The sequence below is a fragment of the Paenibacillus sp. P22 genome, assembly GCF_000469945.2.
GTDB lineage: Bacteria > Bacillota > Bacilli > Paenibacillales > Paenibacillaceae > Paenibacillus_O > Paenibacillus_O humicus.
Genome location: NZ_CBRA020000105.1, coordinates 1 through 14095, shown reverse-complemented (window position 1 = coordinate 14095; position 14095 = coordinate 1). Strand labels below are relative to the sequence as shown.

The window sequence follows — 14095 nt, the reverse complement described above, 5'->3', positions numbered from 1 at the left end:
GGCGCCCGATCAGAAGGCGTTTCATGCGGTTGACCATGATTCTTTTTGCTCCTTTGCGCATCGTGCGCAGCGTGAATAATTACTTTGCCCCAGCTGGAGAAACATGATGTATCGTACACCCGAAGCCAACTTCTGTAAACGGGATTCTTCCCGGAGCGTATGCTGCTTGAAGGACGAAAAATCTTGCCTCCGCCCTCGGCTTCCAAAGCAAATTTACCCCGGCTGCTTTAATGCCGAACCATTTAGACCAAAAACATCTCGAAATAAAATACTCGTGGAAATTGAACCTCTCCAAAAAGCTCTGATGTATTTCTGGCCGGCGCTTTCCAGGAGCTGCAAACGCAGACAAAGACGCATGCTCATTTAATGGAGGAGCGCAAAGAAACGGATGGAGATGATGATGAAATTATATCCTTCCAGGCTGGACAATAGTCCCTTGCGCTTCTGTCGAGCAGTTGTTCAATGGTGAAGCAGGATCGGAAGGCTCTGACTGGCTTCTGTGCAAACGGGCAAAAAAACAGCACAAAAAAAAAGCCTTGGCCGCTAAAGGCCAAGGCTATCTGCTGTGAGCGAATCGGTGCCGATCCGCGCAATCCATGCTTCATCAGCTTCGGGTCCGTATGAACGGCTTCGAAATTTCCGACTTCTTCCGGCCGCTTTTGGTTCCGATCCATCAATAGGGCGCTGTCTCGTACAAATCCGCCGGCAATCCCTGCACGAACGGCGACCAATCGCCCGTCGAGTAAAGATGAAGCCGGTGCATGGCCCGCGTGCATGCCGTATACAGAAGCTTGCGTTCGCTGTCCCGGCCGTAAGCCTCGGACGAGGCCTCATAGACCAGCACGGCATCGAATTCGACACCCTTGGCGAGATACACGGGAAGGACCATTACGCCTTTCTCGAAGTCCGGCGTCTCCTTCGTAATGAGCTGGAGAGCTTCGCCGCCATGAGCCCGCAGCGAGGCAATAGCCTCCCGGCTTTCGGCTGCCGTCTTCGCTATGACAGCGATGGATTCGAAGCCCTCGCCCTTGAGCTCCGCGATGTCTGCCAGCAGCCGGGCGTCACGCATCTCGACGCTGTCCAGCCTCGTCAGAAGGGGCTTGCGGCCTCCCCTTTCAAACGATTCGATTTCTTCCCCGCCGGGAAGCATCGATTTTGTCCATTCCACAATCTGCCTCGTTGAACGATAGCTGCGCACAAGACGGACAAGGCTCGTGTCGGCTTCTCCAAAAAGACGGAGCAGAGGCGAATCGGATGCGTCCAAGCTTGTCGCCTGAACGAAGATCGCTTGCCCGAAGTCGCCGAGCACGGTCATTCTGGCGCGCGGAAACAGCTTTTTCAGATACTCGTATTGAAACATCGAATAGTCCTGGCCCTCATCAACGAAGACATGCCGGATCTCCGTATTCGTCCGCACCCCTTCGATCAGTTCTCTCAGATACAAGTACGGCGTCGCATCCTCGTGGAGCAGCTCGTTCCGGAGCAGCGCTTCCTTCGTTTGCCTGCATATCTCGGACCACAGCGGGGGGACTGCCGCCCCGTTTGTCCGCTCCCGATAAGCGGCTTCATCGGCAAACAATTGACCGTAAATGCCTTCGGCATCAATAAACATGAATCTTCTCACGCTTTTCCTCAGCGGCTTGAAGAGTTCCTTCACGATGCTGCGGCGGAGCAGCTCCTCCTCCCTCTGGGCGAAGTCAAAGTCGCTTTCATCTTCCCTGCGCTTCTGGATGATTTTCTCGCGGACTGCGGCGTAATGCTCCGCAAGGTCGAACAGCTCCCTTTCTTTATGAAGCATCCCGAAAACTTCCGCGTACTGATCGGTATCGAGATAATCCAGCTCCTCCTGGACCCAAGCCGCTTTCCGTTCCTTGCGTTCCAGCAAAGCCAGCTCGTGCAGAAGCCATTCCTGCAGCAATACGACCCGATTGAACAAAGGCAGGGAACGGTCATAGCCGTAAAATTCCGCTTCCATCCGCTCCGCGGCAATCAGATCGCGGTCCCGAAGCCGAATTCCGTTGAATCGCATGCCTTCCTGTCCCAACCAGGCTCCATAGCTCCGCAGCGCCTGCAGGAAAGGCTCGGAAGCTTTGTATTCGATCCCCTGAAGACGAGCCTCATGCCCCGGCGCTCCATGAGCGGTCAGCACATATTCGATTTGGTCAAAGGGATCCTCCGGACGGAGCGATGGACCTAGCCAATAGTCGAGATACTCCTGAAAAGTCGTCTGCTGCATGTTCTCTTCACCGAGCTCCGGAAGAACCGTGGAGATATAGCTGGCAAACATCGGATTGGGGGAGAAGAGAACGATCTGGTCGGCCTTGATCGTCTGGCGGTGCTTGTAGAGCAAGTACGCCACCCGCTGCAGGGCCGCGGAAGTTTTGCCGCTTCCAGCCGCCCCCTGGACGATCAGCATCCGGCTTTTGTCATTGCGGATAATCGCATTTTGCTCCTTCTGGATCGTGGCTACGATGCTCTTCATTTGCGAGTCCGCGCCTTTGCCCAGCACCCGCTGGAGCAGCTCGTCTCCAATCGTTTCACTCGCGTCGAACATGTTGCGGATGTGCCCGTCATGAATTTGAAACTGCCTTTTGAGCTCCATCGTCCCTTCGATGGGTCCAGCGGGCGTAACATAAGAAGCCGGGCCGGGGGAATGGTCGTAATATAGGCTCGCGATCGGCGTCCGCCAGTCATAGATCAGAAAGCTCAAGCCGTCCTCGTCGACAAAGGAAGAAACGCCGATATAGATCTGCTCGGAGAGTCCCAGCCCTTCCTCCTTGAAATCGATGCGTCCGAAATAGGGCGAAGGAAGCAGACGTTTCATGCTTTTCCACTGCTGCGCCAGCAGCTTGTGGCCGCGCTCCCGTTCGGCCAATACCGCGGACTGCTGGTTGATCGTATGGAACGTCTCTTCAAAATCTTCGTCCGTGCTGGTGTTGATCGTCACATCTTCCCAAAACCGCTTGCGGATGTCCGCAGCTTGGCCGTGCAATCCGGCAACCTCCGGCTCCAGTTCGTTTATTCTCGCCTGCAGCTTGTTCCGGACCTGCTCCAACCGCTCCTGTTCCTGCTTCCAATCCTCCGCTTCCATCTCTCCCTCAACACACTCCTCGTCTTCCTTTTTCTGGGGCAAAAAAAAGAGCCTTGACAAAATCAGAGTTCCAGATGTAGAATTAGATTAGGAAAAGAATATTTGCACCCGCAATTTCATTGAATTTAATTCCGCTATAGATTTTATCATAGCGATTTTTTTGCGTTCAATATGTTTTTTTGCTTGTGTTTCTAGCAAAGGTGGACGCGGACTCTGACCGCCGGGCCGTTCCGATAAACGTCTTCGATTTCCCGGCACATCGCAAGGACCAGATAAGTTGTTCGAGCCTAAACCGTGCTGCAATGAATTGTCATGCAACTGAAATGTCCTCTTCAGCTTTTTTTAAGAAAGCGGTTTTATAATAAGGACATGACCCCCCTTTGAATATAGCAGCACCTTGGACCCCTGGCTTTATGCCGGAGGGTCATTTTTTTTGGGCATGGCCCGCTCCCTCTCGGGATAAAGGAAGTTACCTACGCCGGCCTCTCCGGCTCCTATTTCCTGCATGGCTTCATGGAAGAAATCCGGAGAGCCGTCCATGCTCTCCATATCGCCGCTCATAGTCCCGTCCACCGGAGCATACAGTGGGTATGAACCTTACTTATCTCGGCACGGAGGGATTGAGCTTATGACTCAGGACGACATCCGCCAGCTGGAGCGGGCGATCGACGAGATTACGGAAATCGCCGCAGGCTTCGGCCTGGACTTCTATCCGATGCGGTATGAAATCTGCCCGGCAGACATCATCTATACGTTCGGCGCTTACGGCATGCCGACGCGCTTCAGCCATTGGAGCTTCGGCAAGTTGAAGCACAACAATAATGAAGAAAGAAAGACAAAAAGAAAGGGCCCCTGGAAGGGCCCTTTTATATTGCCTGCTGCTTGTCTGGGATGCCGGCTTCATCCTCTTCATCGGGGATGTATGTGCCGTTCGCAATTGCTCTCAACGCCGCTTTGACGTAGAGTTCGTGGAGGAAGTCCTCCACATCGGGCGGAAAGACAACGTTCTTGGCTGCCATATTGATTCCCTCCCCTGAGTGATGTATATGCCGGAAGTTCCTGATAAAGATCAACAGTCGCTGTCCTCGTATACCTCGATTCCGAGGTATAGGGCCAGGTGAAGGAACGCACGCCATCGGAGCTTATCGTAAGTCGGTGCGGATATTTCCATGTCGTTATAAATCGTAAAATCCAAGATATATTGCGACTCCCGATCAAAGTACCTGCTTTTAATCAGGTACCTTTCCTTTTCGGGCAGCTCCTCGACAGCCGCTTCCATTTCCAAGCAGTAAAGCCGGCGCCGCTCCGGTTCATCTATGTTGTACACTGCTATGCTGCCAGTCTGGTCACTCGTTACGCCCGTGTTGCTGCGTGGCATGTTGGAATAGCTGGCTGTCATGCTGGCCTGGCGACGCTGGAAACTGGTGAACTTGAAGAGTCGGTATTGCTCGAGAGCTGCTTCGACCTTCTCCTTGGTTGCTTTCTTGTCGATCTCAGAGCTGGACCGCGGCTGATTCAATTCAACTCCCCCTCATTCTAATGACGCAGCCTTCGCCGCGCCCTTTACGCGGGATCGTTGGCGGCCAACTCTTCTTGTTCCTGTTCTTCTTCATCCCAAGCCACCTGCTTGCGTTCCCTACACTTTAGTTGGTTCCCCAGCTCTTTTAATCGAAGGCCCGTCGGACATTCCCGAATACAATAATTGTCTGTTTTAGTCTGTTGCCTTGGGTTCTGCTTCATTAAATCTCTTTTTACTGTGCAGTTGAGGCAAATACCATCCAATATAGAACCGATTTCATCTAGGACATCGACTCTGTTGCTCACGGATTGCTCACTACTCCAATCAGGGCTCTCATTTGAAGCAGAGAATGTGCCATTTCTTCAACAAGGTGTTTTAATTTGGGATTGGCCGCTCCAACTAGAGCCATGTCCAATTCTTCTTTCCATTCAGGCAGGCTTATGTTAATGCCGTAGTAAATGAGCGCCTGCCGAATTTCCCCCAAAAGATTCCTCGCATCTCGAGCTGCTTCAATTTCCCAGGCAGCTCGTTCGACTTTCATCCGGAGCTCCCTGATTTCTTGATACATTTTTGATCCCGAATCCCGGCCAAGCTTCTTCCGTGTATAAGAATCAGCAACATAAGCTTCAAAGAATTCCCTTTCTGAGTTGAAGAACGGATGCCGCTCCGGATCAATTCTTGATTGCAAGACGTAATACATCAGGTCGGCTGGAATATCGATGAGCCGATGAAGAGGCCGGCGTTTCGTGTGCAATGCTTTCGTAGAAGCTTCGTACCAGATCAGCCCAACCTCTTCCGGCAGCTCCGTTTTGTCAATCAATCCTGACGGGCATACAAAACTGAAACGATGGCAGTAATCCATATATGCATGCCATTTATCATCCTGCTTAAAGTCATTTCGGCTTACCTTAACTTCATAGCCGCTCAAGCATGGTTTTGCCCAACTCCGCTTCACAGCATAAGCGTCGAACTTAAGCAAGTCCTTGCTTCCCCATGTCGCTCCCGTTTTCACTTCAGTTAAAAAGAAGTCTTCCTTGTGTTTCTCTGCCAATGCCAACTTGATTTGATCCGCTCTCACCGTCATATGGCAACCACCCTACCTCTTTTTAGTTATGTGATTTAAAATCACATATTGGTCATGCCTTTTTTCTATATAGAACGGTCCATCTCCCGTCCGCTTCTTCTTTCATCCTAGTATGATAGCCTTTTGAGATGTAATGTTGCTCGACCTTCTTTGCCGCGTCCTCCTTCAATGCCGGCATCGGATACCAGCCTGGATCTTTAAGTATGTCTTTGCTCATCTTCTGATCCTTCCCCTTTCGAGATCGTAAATGAACTCGAACTTCCGCTCCGCTTCCGCCTGCGTCATACCTCGTTCCAGAATTGTCCACCGCTCCGGCGGATGGGGGTTGTCGCTAACTCCAATCATCCCTTCATGGTCTAGGTAGAGCATGTACTGCCGGCGGACACCGTAGCGATCTGCCACCCGCGGCCGCAGCCGTCCTGCGAAGATGAGTCTTGTCCGCTCCCGGGGGCTCATTGCATGAATACCAGAAGCCCGAGTCCACTCCATATTAGGCAGGAGCAAGCCAGTCCGAAGAGCATCCCTCGGATGAAAAGCTTGCCTTCGTCGTTATTCATAAGCAGGAACCTCCCCGTCGTTCTCCCAACAGATCCAGAACATCATCATCCACTCGCGTACCCGACTTGCGCTCTTCACTAAGCGGCGGGTCGATATTAACCCAGATTACGGCGCCCTGCGGATGATCGTATGGCCGCGCCCACTCGTAGATCACCGGATCTTGCAGCACCCAAGCCCAGGGTTTTCGGTACGGAATTGCCCCGAGCGGGACATGATGCTTGTGCTGGTTTGCGACGAGCAGGTCTGGATCGTCCTCGCCGTGAATAGGGATGCAGTCCACCAGATCAACCGTGCCGTAGACCCGGCCGCTGCCACTCTTGATAATTCCTATACGTCCGCGCAGATGCGTCTGCCTGCTGCGGATCTCCCATGTCTTGCGGCCGTCGAGGATGAGGTCCGCCCATTTGGGCTTGATGATGAGTCCTTTCACGACTCTTACCCCTCGCCTTCTTCTTCGATCTTTTCTGTCGAGTAGGAAACGGAGAAGTTGGCCGTGCATCGAAATGTTTTGTTACAATCTGAACATTCAATATTTCCAAGGTCTTCTTCCCAACCGTTTAGATGCTCAAAGCTGTCCGAAAATTCATGGCCGCAATACGGACATGTAATTTCGTCTTCGCATTCCGTATCCCGATCACCGGCGATGATTTCAGCTTTCTTCTCGGCCGCTTCCTTCCGTTTCAGCTCCTTGTTGCAGTCGGGGCAGTAATCGCCATCAAATATGCGGTAGGTAAAAGATTGTCCGGCCCTGTTGACACATCCACAGCTCCTGCAGGTTTTTTCCCCGGCCGGGTAAATATCGGCCAGCAGATTTTCAATTGACATTCTGCTATCCCTCCTTGGGAAGCCTTAGCCTCCCTGTGTTGTGCTAGAAAAGCCGCTGCTGTCCGGCTGTTGCTGCTATCGGGTTGATCCAGAGGACTTCCGTCCGGGACCGCCCGTTCTCAATGACCTGCTGGCGCTCTTCACGACGCCAGTGTGTGAGCCGGTCGTCGTACATCTGGTTCGGATACCCGGAGATGATGGCCGGGCCGGCATGCGCGTCCAGCGCATCCAGCAGCTGTAGATGGTCCGCATCGTTCATCTCGTTGTCGTAGATGGTCCCGTTCCGAGTCGCCATCAGGTAAGGCGGATCCGCGTAGATCATCACGTCCGGCCGGTTGTATCGCTTGATGACTTGAAGAGCTGGCCGGTTCTCGATCTGGCAGGACTTCAGCCGATCGGCCACGAGCAATATTTGATCCGATAGCTGGTTGAACTGCTTGATTCTATATGAGTCATCTGGCGTCCCACGGCATTTCCATCCGCTGATGGATCTCCGGTCTTCACGCGGATGCTTTGCCAGCACCGGACCAAGAAACGCCGGGCTTGATCAATTTCGTCAACCACCGCTTCATGGGCCGCCAGGTACTCGCTGCGTGCGTAGGGCGTCCAGCGCAAGGCGTGCGCCAGTTCTTCCGGGCGTTCCCGGACGACGCGGAAGAGGTTCACGACGTCGCCGTCCAGGTCGTTCACGGTCTCAAGAACAGCCGGCTCCTTGTTGAACAGCACCGCGCCGGATCCGAAGAACGGCTCAAGATACGTCGAATGCTCCGGCATATGGCTGATGATCCAGTCCGCCATGCTCCACTTGCTGCCGGGGTAGTGTAAAATGCGGGGAACGCTCATAGCTTACCGCCTCCCTGTGTTGTGCTGCCCCTGGGGGCTATGCTGTCGGTTCGTACGGCTCGAGGAAGCAGCCGCAGCCTCCGATGTCGAATAGGTCGATCTGTTGGTCATCCTCGACCTCGTAATGCAGGTCCCGAATCGGATAGGGCTTGCTGTCGCGTTTCATGAAGCTATATTGCTTGATTTCCATATACCGTGCTGCTGCCGATCCTGCCGGATGAATGTACTTCTTTGGCTTAGCCGCTCGGTCGTAGAAGTAGTCCCGGAAGGCGTCGTCCAGCTCCTGCAGCATGGTTTCTCGGATATCGTCCGGGATACGCTCGTCCTCCGGTACCTTGTCGTCGGTGATGTACCGATAGGCCGACACGCAGATTTTAAGATAATGCTCCTGCTCCATGATTTTCTGGAAGACGTCCGGCATGCGGTCTTTTAGCAACTTGTAATGCCCTTGTCCGGCTTTCACGCAACGCCCGTTGCAGTTGTTGTGGCTGAAGCCGTAATCGTACAGGACCGGCTGCCGGATGCTGTATTTTTTGAGCACATCATCCTTCCAGATGTTGTGGTCGATCAGCGGCATCTCGACCGGGAACGGCGCCCAGTTCTTGATAATCGCCGGAGCCCGGTGCATCTCGTCGAATCCGATTCCGAAGTAAAGCGTGGCGTCCGTAATGAAGTCCTCGGCCCGCAGGTACTGCCGGTTTCGCCATTCCTCATGCTCAGGCTTCTTCCCGCGCTTGAGGAAGTTCGCGGACACTCGCTGCTTGAGGATCTTGCTGCAGTCTCCGATCATGCTGTTGTAGAGCATTTTCTTCTCGAACATGAGCTGGATCGGGTTGATCCCGGCGCTGTGAATCAGAAGAGGCAGCTGCAGCTTGTCGGTTGCCTCGTTGATAAACCGGTACAGGTCATCGTTTTCCCAAAGTACATCCGTGAAGTACAGGACGATGTTGTCGTCGGGATGCTGCTCCTGCACCCAGTCCGCGACCGCCAAGCTGGCTTTACCACCGCTGAAAAAGATGATGTGATTCTTCACAAAGACAAGGCCATCTGCCCCGGTTCGTCGGTTGCGTATCGCTCGAACGCCAGCACCTTTCCGGAGCCGACGCAGAGCTCGGGGAGGTTGGCGCGAACAAGCGCCGTCGCCAGCGGCGGGCAGACGCTGTTTCCGCATCGAGCGACCTGCGCGGATTTGGGTACTGCCTTGCCGTTCGCGTACTTGTCGATGATGTAGCTGGCCGGGAAGCCCTGCGCCGCGAAGAGCTCGTGCGGCTCGAGCATCCGCATGCCGATGTCGACGATCTGATAGTCGACACCCTCGATTGTGACCAGCCCGAACCGGTCCTTGGTCGTTACTGTGTGCAGCGGATCCGTCAGCCGCTGGCCGTTGTCGGCGCTGCCGTAGTATTTGAGCAGGAATGCCCTGACCTCTCCAACATGCAGGCCGCCGGCTGTGATGGTCGGCATCGGCCCAGTGACGGGCTGGCCGTCCGCGCAGGTGCCGCGGAGCTTGACGAGATGACTGCTGACGAGCGCATTGTGATCCTTGGTCGTCACGGTTGGCACAGGCTCTTCCAAGTCGGCGCCCGCGCCGGTGTAGTTTCCCCCGAAGTGCTTGGCGAGGAAAGCGGCTGTCAGCGCGAACTTGTTTCCGCCGGCTGTCACCGTGCCGACCGGCTTGCCGAGGTCCAGCACACGCGGCTCCTGCCCCTGACGCTCGCCGTATCCCATTTGGATCAAAGTGGGACAAATCAGCGCGGTGTCGGCCTTGGTAGTAATGGTCGCCATCGGCTCGTTGCCTGCTCGCGGCCTGCTCTGGCCAGCACGGCCGCCTACTCCCGCCAGCAGAGGGGCAACCAACAGATGCTCCGCTTTCGTCGTGATCGTCGTCAGCGGATCCGCCAGCTCATACTGCATCCGATCTCCTCCGAAGCCGGTCTGACCGATCCTAGCGATGAAAGGTGCGATGAACGGGCGCTCTGCATCAAGCACAAATCGCTGGATGCCACGGGCAATGCGCCGCAGTGTATTTTCCGCCAGCGGACGCTTACGTTCGAAGATGCTCGGGCAAGGAATCGACCAATCGATGATCTCCGCCGCCGTGCGCCAGGGGAGCAGCCTGCCGGACTTGACCGCCTCGCTCTCCGGGTCGCCGTGTGTCGGCTCTGGCCACTCGATCGGGCGGCCGTCACATCGCGCCGCCAGGAATAGCCGCTTGCGAATCGTCGGCGCGCCGTAGTCGCATGCCCTCAATTCCCGCCAGTCCACCTTGTAACCGAGCCGGCGAAGCGCATTGACGAAGCAGTTGAAGGTCCGGCCTTTTTGCTTGGGATCCGGGTACCCGTCTTTTAGCAGCGGCCCCCACGTCTTAAACTCTTCGACATTCTCCAGCATGATGACCCGCGGCTTGACGGTCGCCGCCCAGCGCACCGCGACCCAAGCGAGCCCGCGGACGTTCTTCTGCACTGGCTTTCCGCCCTTGGCTTTGCTGAAGTGCTTGCAATCCGGGCTGAGCCAGACGAGGCCGACCGGCTGCCCGCTGGCGGCTTCTCGCGGATCCACCTCCCAGACCGACTCGCAATAGTGCTTGGTCTCCGGGTGGTTGGCCTCGTGCATGGCGATCGCTTCCGGGTCGTGGTTGATGGCGACGTCTACGCTGCGGCCGATGGCGATCTCAATTCCAGTCGACGCGCCTCCGCCGCCTGCGAAGTTGTCAATTATGAGCTCTTGCATTAAATCGCTCCTTTATGACCGGGGCTTCCGCTTCCCCGAGATGTTCCGCCATCGTTCCGCCGCATTCGGGGCATGCCGGCTCCTCGATTTCCGCTCCTTCCGGCTGCTGAATACCGTACACCCGACCGCATGCGCATCCGAAGTAATCCCACTTAGCTGAATCATTCTTGCTCATCGGTTTTTCGACACCCGCTTCCGCAAACCCGGATACTGCTTGGTGTCAATGTCAAACTGGCTGATCAGGTATTCGATTCGATTTTTCTTGCATTCAAGCCGATTCATGAGTTGTTCCATACCCAACCCCTTATCCAACATGTCGCAGAACCAGTCGCGAGTAATTTTCTTTTTTGTGCCATCGAGCAAACTGATTCTGGCGTCCATGACCGGGCCTGTTTTTTTTCTTGGGATGTGGATAATTCCGGGGTCTAGCTTGTCTTCCTTACGTTGTTTGGGATATGCCGCGAAAATTTTCGCCATTTCATCAAGTGGGATGAAAGTGCTGATACATTGCGAGGGTGCCTGATTAGATGATCGCTCCCGATCACTCATTCGAATTGGGTAACTCATTCTGACCTTCTCCTTTCAAGGCATCGAATAGGAGCCCCACTAACGTCCGGAGGTCATCTGTGTTGAGTCGGTGGAGCATGCTGGTTTCTCTCTTCTTGAGGGCTCTATTCGCGGCTACTGATATTAAATTCGACACGGTGTCTACTGCATTTCTAAACTGCTTCAGTTCGGTATCCCTTGCTGCAGCTGCCGCAGCCTTCCGTTTGTGATTTTCCCAATCCTCGGAGTCATACCAGAAGAAAGGCCCGAAGCGTCGTTCCCATTCCTCTATCCACCGTTGGAGTTCCGATTCCTCCGTTTGGATTTTTTCATGGCATATACCGCAAAGGCGCATGGCATTGGTTTTAACTCCACGTCCGTCCCGCCCCCGCGGCATTACATGATGAGTCTGATCCGCCTGGCGTCCGCAATTCGTCTGACACACACCACTGGTCTCTTCGATCAAATCAATAACGACTTGTCTCGGAAAATCAGCACGGTCAGATCGACTTGGTCGCCGCTGGTGATGGTCGAGAATCCCGATCTTCCATTCTGGCATTGGCTTTTTTTCCTTTTTGGGCTTCATTACGGCGCCTCCCTTGCTTCAAGCAACGTTCGTTCGGCCTGTTCCCGGATTGAATCCATCTCTGCTGCGGATGGCGCTCTTCCATGGTCCAATTTGTAAGCAAGCGCAAGGGTTTCAGCGTATTCTTCAACACTCATTGGCGGATCGGCGGCCCCTTCTTCGACCACTTGAAGTCGAGGCTTTCCGGATTTGTGCTGAGGTTTTGGCCTCGGTCGAGATTCTTTCCACGGCTCGTCCACTCCGCTTGAGCGATATCGATCCAAAATCCCCGTCACATAGGCGAGGTTCCTTTTTCCGTGAAGACTGGCTGCTTTGATTGCTTCGCAAACCCAAACCTGTCCGAATTCGGTAATGAGATCATCTAGCATTTCGGTGTTTAACAGATTCGATGGGAATCCGGCCTCTTGATAAATTTTGAACGGGTTAGGGAGATTAGGATCTAGAGTAGGCAGAGGCGGAGCCGGAGGCGCGTGGTTTACCACTCCTGTTTTTGTTCTGTTTTCTTCTGTTATGTTTTGTTGTGTTATGTTACAACGGACGTCCTTCGGACTATCCGTGGATTCTCTACGGACGCCTGTCGCATGTCCCACAGACGTCCCTTGTATGTCCGCCGGACGTCCGGCGGACATACTTTGGGCGTCCGGCGGACGTCCCTTCCTTTCAGCGGCTTGTTCATCGCGTTTTTGTTTTTTACGATCCGCTTCCTTGGCCATCTTTTGTATTAGCCTGCCTCCGTGCGAGTTCCAGTCGTGGACAACCCGTCCGCCTTCAAGTTCGTCGATCCATTTTGAATCGATCATCGCCCTCATGAATTTTTGTGGGTCGCCGGTCCAGAGAGCCCCATCAGCAATGTCCTCATCTTCTATCTGGGACAAGTCTCCATCCTTTGCGTAATCAAACACCCAGTACCACATAAGGTGTAAATGACCAAGAGCTGTCGGAACTTCAACACCGAGTAAGCGGGCAAGCTTTCTTGTTTTTGGATGTCCGCCAAGAACCTGATGACTTTCAATCCATGCCACGCCCGATCACCCCGTTGCTGCATGAAGTTTGTTTTCGTACCGACAGAACTGTTTATAGGCATGTGCAGCGATCGTAGGCCTGCAATCTGCCAAAGAGCGTTCCTCCAGTTGGAGAAAGAAGCAGCAAACGTTCAGGATCTGAAGTCGGGACTTCAGCATTTCGTCCGCCTCCCTTATCGGTTTCTCAAAGTATCCATGCATGAGCCGCAGACCAAACGACCATGGAGCCCTCTTGCAATGTCCAAACTCCCGCAAAATGTGCAGCCAGGCTTATATTTTTGAAGGACGATACGACCACCGTCTGTAAAGACTTCAAGGGAGTCGTTCTGAGCGATTTCCATCGTATCCCGCAATTCTTTTGGTATTACAATGCGTCCGAGATCGTCAACTTTACGAGTGATTCCTGTCGATTTCATATTGAGGACATCCTTTATGGTATATTTCCATGACTTTTTGAGTAACATGGATAGTGTGATGTGATTCAAAATCCCTATGCGGGCGTGAGAAAAGACACCTATGCGAACATATCTTCGCTTGCGTGATTTTGAGTAACAAATTATAATTAGATCACAACGAATCACCAAGATTTAGGAAAACTTCCACAAGCAATGAATGAGTGTTCCAGCACCCATTCGGACGAAACGTAAATTAATAGCCTCGACATCACGCTCCTTCAGTTAATATTTGATGGGGCTGTTTGTCTGCGCCTTCCAATCTGGTTGCATTTACCTGTTGTGTAGTGAATATACCATGTGCATTAAAATGCCGTCAATAACTTTTTGTGATTTTAAATCACATTTTATAGGAGCGAACCACGACAATGACAGACACTTTGGGATTTAGAATAAAAAGCCTTCGTAAAAAACGCGGACTGAGCCAAGAAGCTTTAGCTCAAATCGTAGGACTTACCCGCTCCAGCCTAACTGCATATGAGATTGACCGGACGACCCCACCGAGTGAAGTCCTCACTAAGCTCTCGAAAACGTTGGGAACGTCGTCCGATTATCTGCTCGGATTGACTGATAGCTCGATGCCCTCTGAAGCAGAAGTCAGATTTGTAAACTCGCTGGATTTGGATAACGACGAGCTGCTGCAGAAATTTGATCTCAAAGTAGACGGCCAGGTCATTCCACCGGAACATCTGGAGTTAGCGATTGGACTTCTTCGTTCCCTTCAACAGCAACGAAGCGCCGGAAAATAACATCTCGCAGTTGAAGAATTTGCTCAACTGCTTCTTTCTCGTTGCCGATGATTAGAATCAGTGCATTGAGTACGTCAACTGTCTCTTTTG

General features: G+C 53.4%; 16 protein-coding genes. 2 read left to right on the top strand and 14 right to left on the bottom strand.

Annotation, left to right across the window (positions count from 1 at the left end):
• Nucleotides 1-673 precede the first annotated feature (673 nt).
• Nucleotides 674-3091: an RNA polymerase recycling motor HelD gene (gene helD, locus BN871_RS15265; protein WP_048747067.1), complete on the bottom strand. Its 2418-nt coding sequence runs from the start codon at nucleotides 3089-3091 to the stop codon at nucleotides 674-676.
• Between the two features lie 628 nt (nucleotides 3092-3719).
• Here helD and BN871_RS29675 point away from each other — a divergent pair.
• A complete protein-coding gene (locus tag BN871_RS29675) occupies nucleotides 3720-4049 on the top strand; it encodes a SpoVR family protein (RefSeq protein ID WP_269745434.1) in 330 nt (109 codons plus the stop codon).
• A gap of 111 nt (nucleotides 4050-4160) precedes the next feature.
• Here BN871_RS29675 and BN871_RS15255 read toward each other — a convergent pair whose 3' ends face one another.
• The 13 genes from BN871_RS15255 to BN871_RS26960 all read right to left on the bottom strand — a co-directional run bounded on the left by BN871_RS15255 (nucleotide 4161) and on the right by BN871_RS26960 (nucleotide 13220).
• Nucleotides 4161-4610, bottom strand: a complete 450-nt coding sequence (locus BN871_RS15255; RefSeq protein WP_021880597.1) for an ArpU family phage packaging/lysis transcriptional regulator — start codon at nucleotides 4608-4610, stop codon at nucleotides 4161-4163.
• A 44-nt stretch (nucleotides 4611-4654) separates the two neighbouring features.
• On the bottom strand, nucleotides 4655-4915 hold the full coding sequence (locus tag BN871_RS15250; RefSeq protein WP_021880598.1) for a zinc-finger domain-containing protein: 261 nt from the start codon (nucleotides 4913-4915) through the stop codon (nucleotides 4655-4657).
• A complete protein-coding gene (locus BN871_RS15245; RefSeq protein ID WP_021880599.1) occupies nucleotides 4912-5694 on the bottom strand; it encodes an MmcB family DNA repair protein in 783 nt (260 codons plus the stop codon). The genes BN871_RS15250 and BN871_RS15245 overlap by 4 nt, the downstream gene beginning before the upstream one ends.
• Before the next feature lie 553 nt (nucleotides 5695-6247).
• Complete coding sequence (locus BN871_RS15235) at nucleotides 6248-6682, bottom strand: ASCH domain-containing protein (protein WP_083436467.1); 435 nt, start codon at nucleotides 6680-6682, stop codon at nucleotides 6248-6250.
• A 5-nt stretch (nucleotides 6683-6687) separates the two neighbouring features.
• The gene (locus BN871_RS15230) at nucleotides 6688-7077 is read right to left on the bottom strand and encodes a hypothetical protein (RefSeq protein WP_048747064.1); all 390 of its coding nucleotides are present in this window, start codon (nucleotides 7075-7077) and stop codon (nucleotides 6688-6690) included.
• Nucleotides 7078-7120: 43 nt separating this feature from the next.
• Nucleotides 7121-7480, bottom strand: coding sequence for a DNA adenine methylase (locus BN871_RS29925; RefSeq protein WP_332310221.1), 360 nt, complete (start codon nucleotides 7478-7480; stop codon nucleotides 7121-7123).
• The gene (locus BN871_RS29920) at nucleotides 7465-7920 is read right to left on the bottom strand and encodes a DNA adenine methylase (RefSeq protein WP_021880604.1); all 456 of its coding nucleotides are present in this window, start codon (nucleotides 7918-7920) and stop codon (nucleotides 7465-7467) included. Before BN871_RS29920 ends, BN871_RS29925 begins: the two co-directional genes overlap by 16 nt.
• 37 nt (nucleotides 7921-7957) lie before the next feature.
• On the bottom strand, nucleotides 7958-8953 hold the full coding sequence (locus BN871_RS15220) for a phosphoadenosine phosphosulfate reductase family protein (protein WP_232313091.1): 996 nt from the start codon (nucleotides 8951-8953) through the stop codon (nucleotides 7958-7960).
• A complete protein-coding gene (locus BN871_RS15215; RefSeq protein ID WP_048747063.1) occupies nucleotides 8950-10650 on the bottom strand; it encodes a DNA cytosine methyltransferase in 1701 nt (566 codons plus the stop codon). The genes BN871_RS15220 and BN871_RS15215 overlap by 4 nt, the downstream gene beginning before the upstream one ends.
• A gap of 171 nt (nucleotides 10651-10821) precedes the next feature.
• The gene (locus tag BN871_RS15210) at nucleotides 10822-11217 is read right to left on the bottom strand and encodes a hypothetical protein (RefSeq protein WP_021880607.1); all 396 of its coding nucleotides are present in this window, start codon (nucleotides 11215-11217) and stop codon (nucleotides 10822-10824) included.
• Nucleotides 11192-11782, bottom strand: coding sequence for a hypothetical protein (locus BN871_RS15205; RefSeq protein WP_021880608.1), 591 nt, complete (start codon nucleotides 11780-11782; stop codon nucleotides 11192-11194). Before BN871_RS15205 ends, BN871_RS15210 begins: the two co-directional genes overlap by 26 nt.
• Complete coding sequence (locus BN871_RS15200; RefSeq protein ID WP_021880609.1) at nucleotides 11782-12804, bottom strand: Primosome, DnaD subunit; 1023 nt, start codon at nucleotides 12802-12804, stop codon at nucleotides 11782-11784. The genes BN871_RS15205 and BN871_RS15200 overlap by 1 nt, the downstream gene beginning before the upstream one ends.
• A gap of 173 nt (nucleotides 12805-12977) precedes the next feature.
• Nucleotides 12978-13220 (bottom strand): AbrB/MazE/SpoVT family DNA-binding domain-containing protein, encoded by a 243-nt coding sequence (locus tag BN871_RS26960; RefSeq protein WP_083436466.1) that lies wholly within the window; start codon nucleotides 13218-13220, stop codon nucleotides 12978-12980.
• Between the two features lie 404 nt (nucleotides 13221-13624).
• Here BN871_RS26960 and BN871_RS30255 point away from each other — a divergent pair, with 404 nt between their 5' ends.
• The gene (locus tag BN871_RS30255; RefSeq protein ID WP_021880611.1) at nucleotides 13625-14005 is read left to right on the top strand and encodes a helix-turn-helix domain-containing protein; all 381 of its coding nucleotides are present in this window, start codon (nucleotides 13625-13627) and stop codon (nucleotides 14003-14005) included.
• Nucleotides 14006-14095 lie beyond the last annotated feature (90 nt).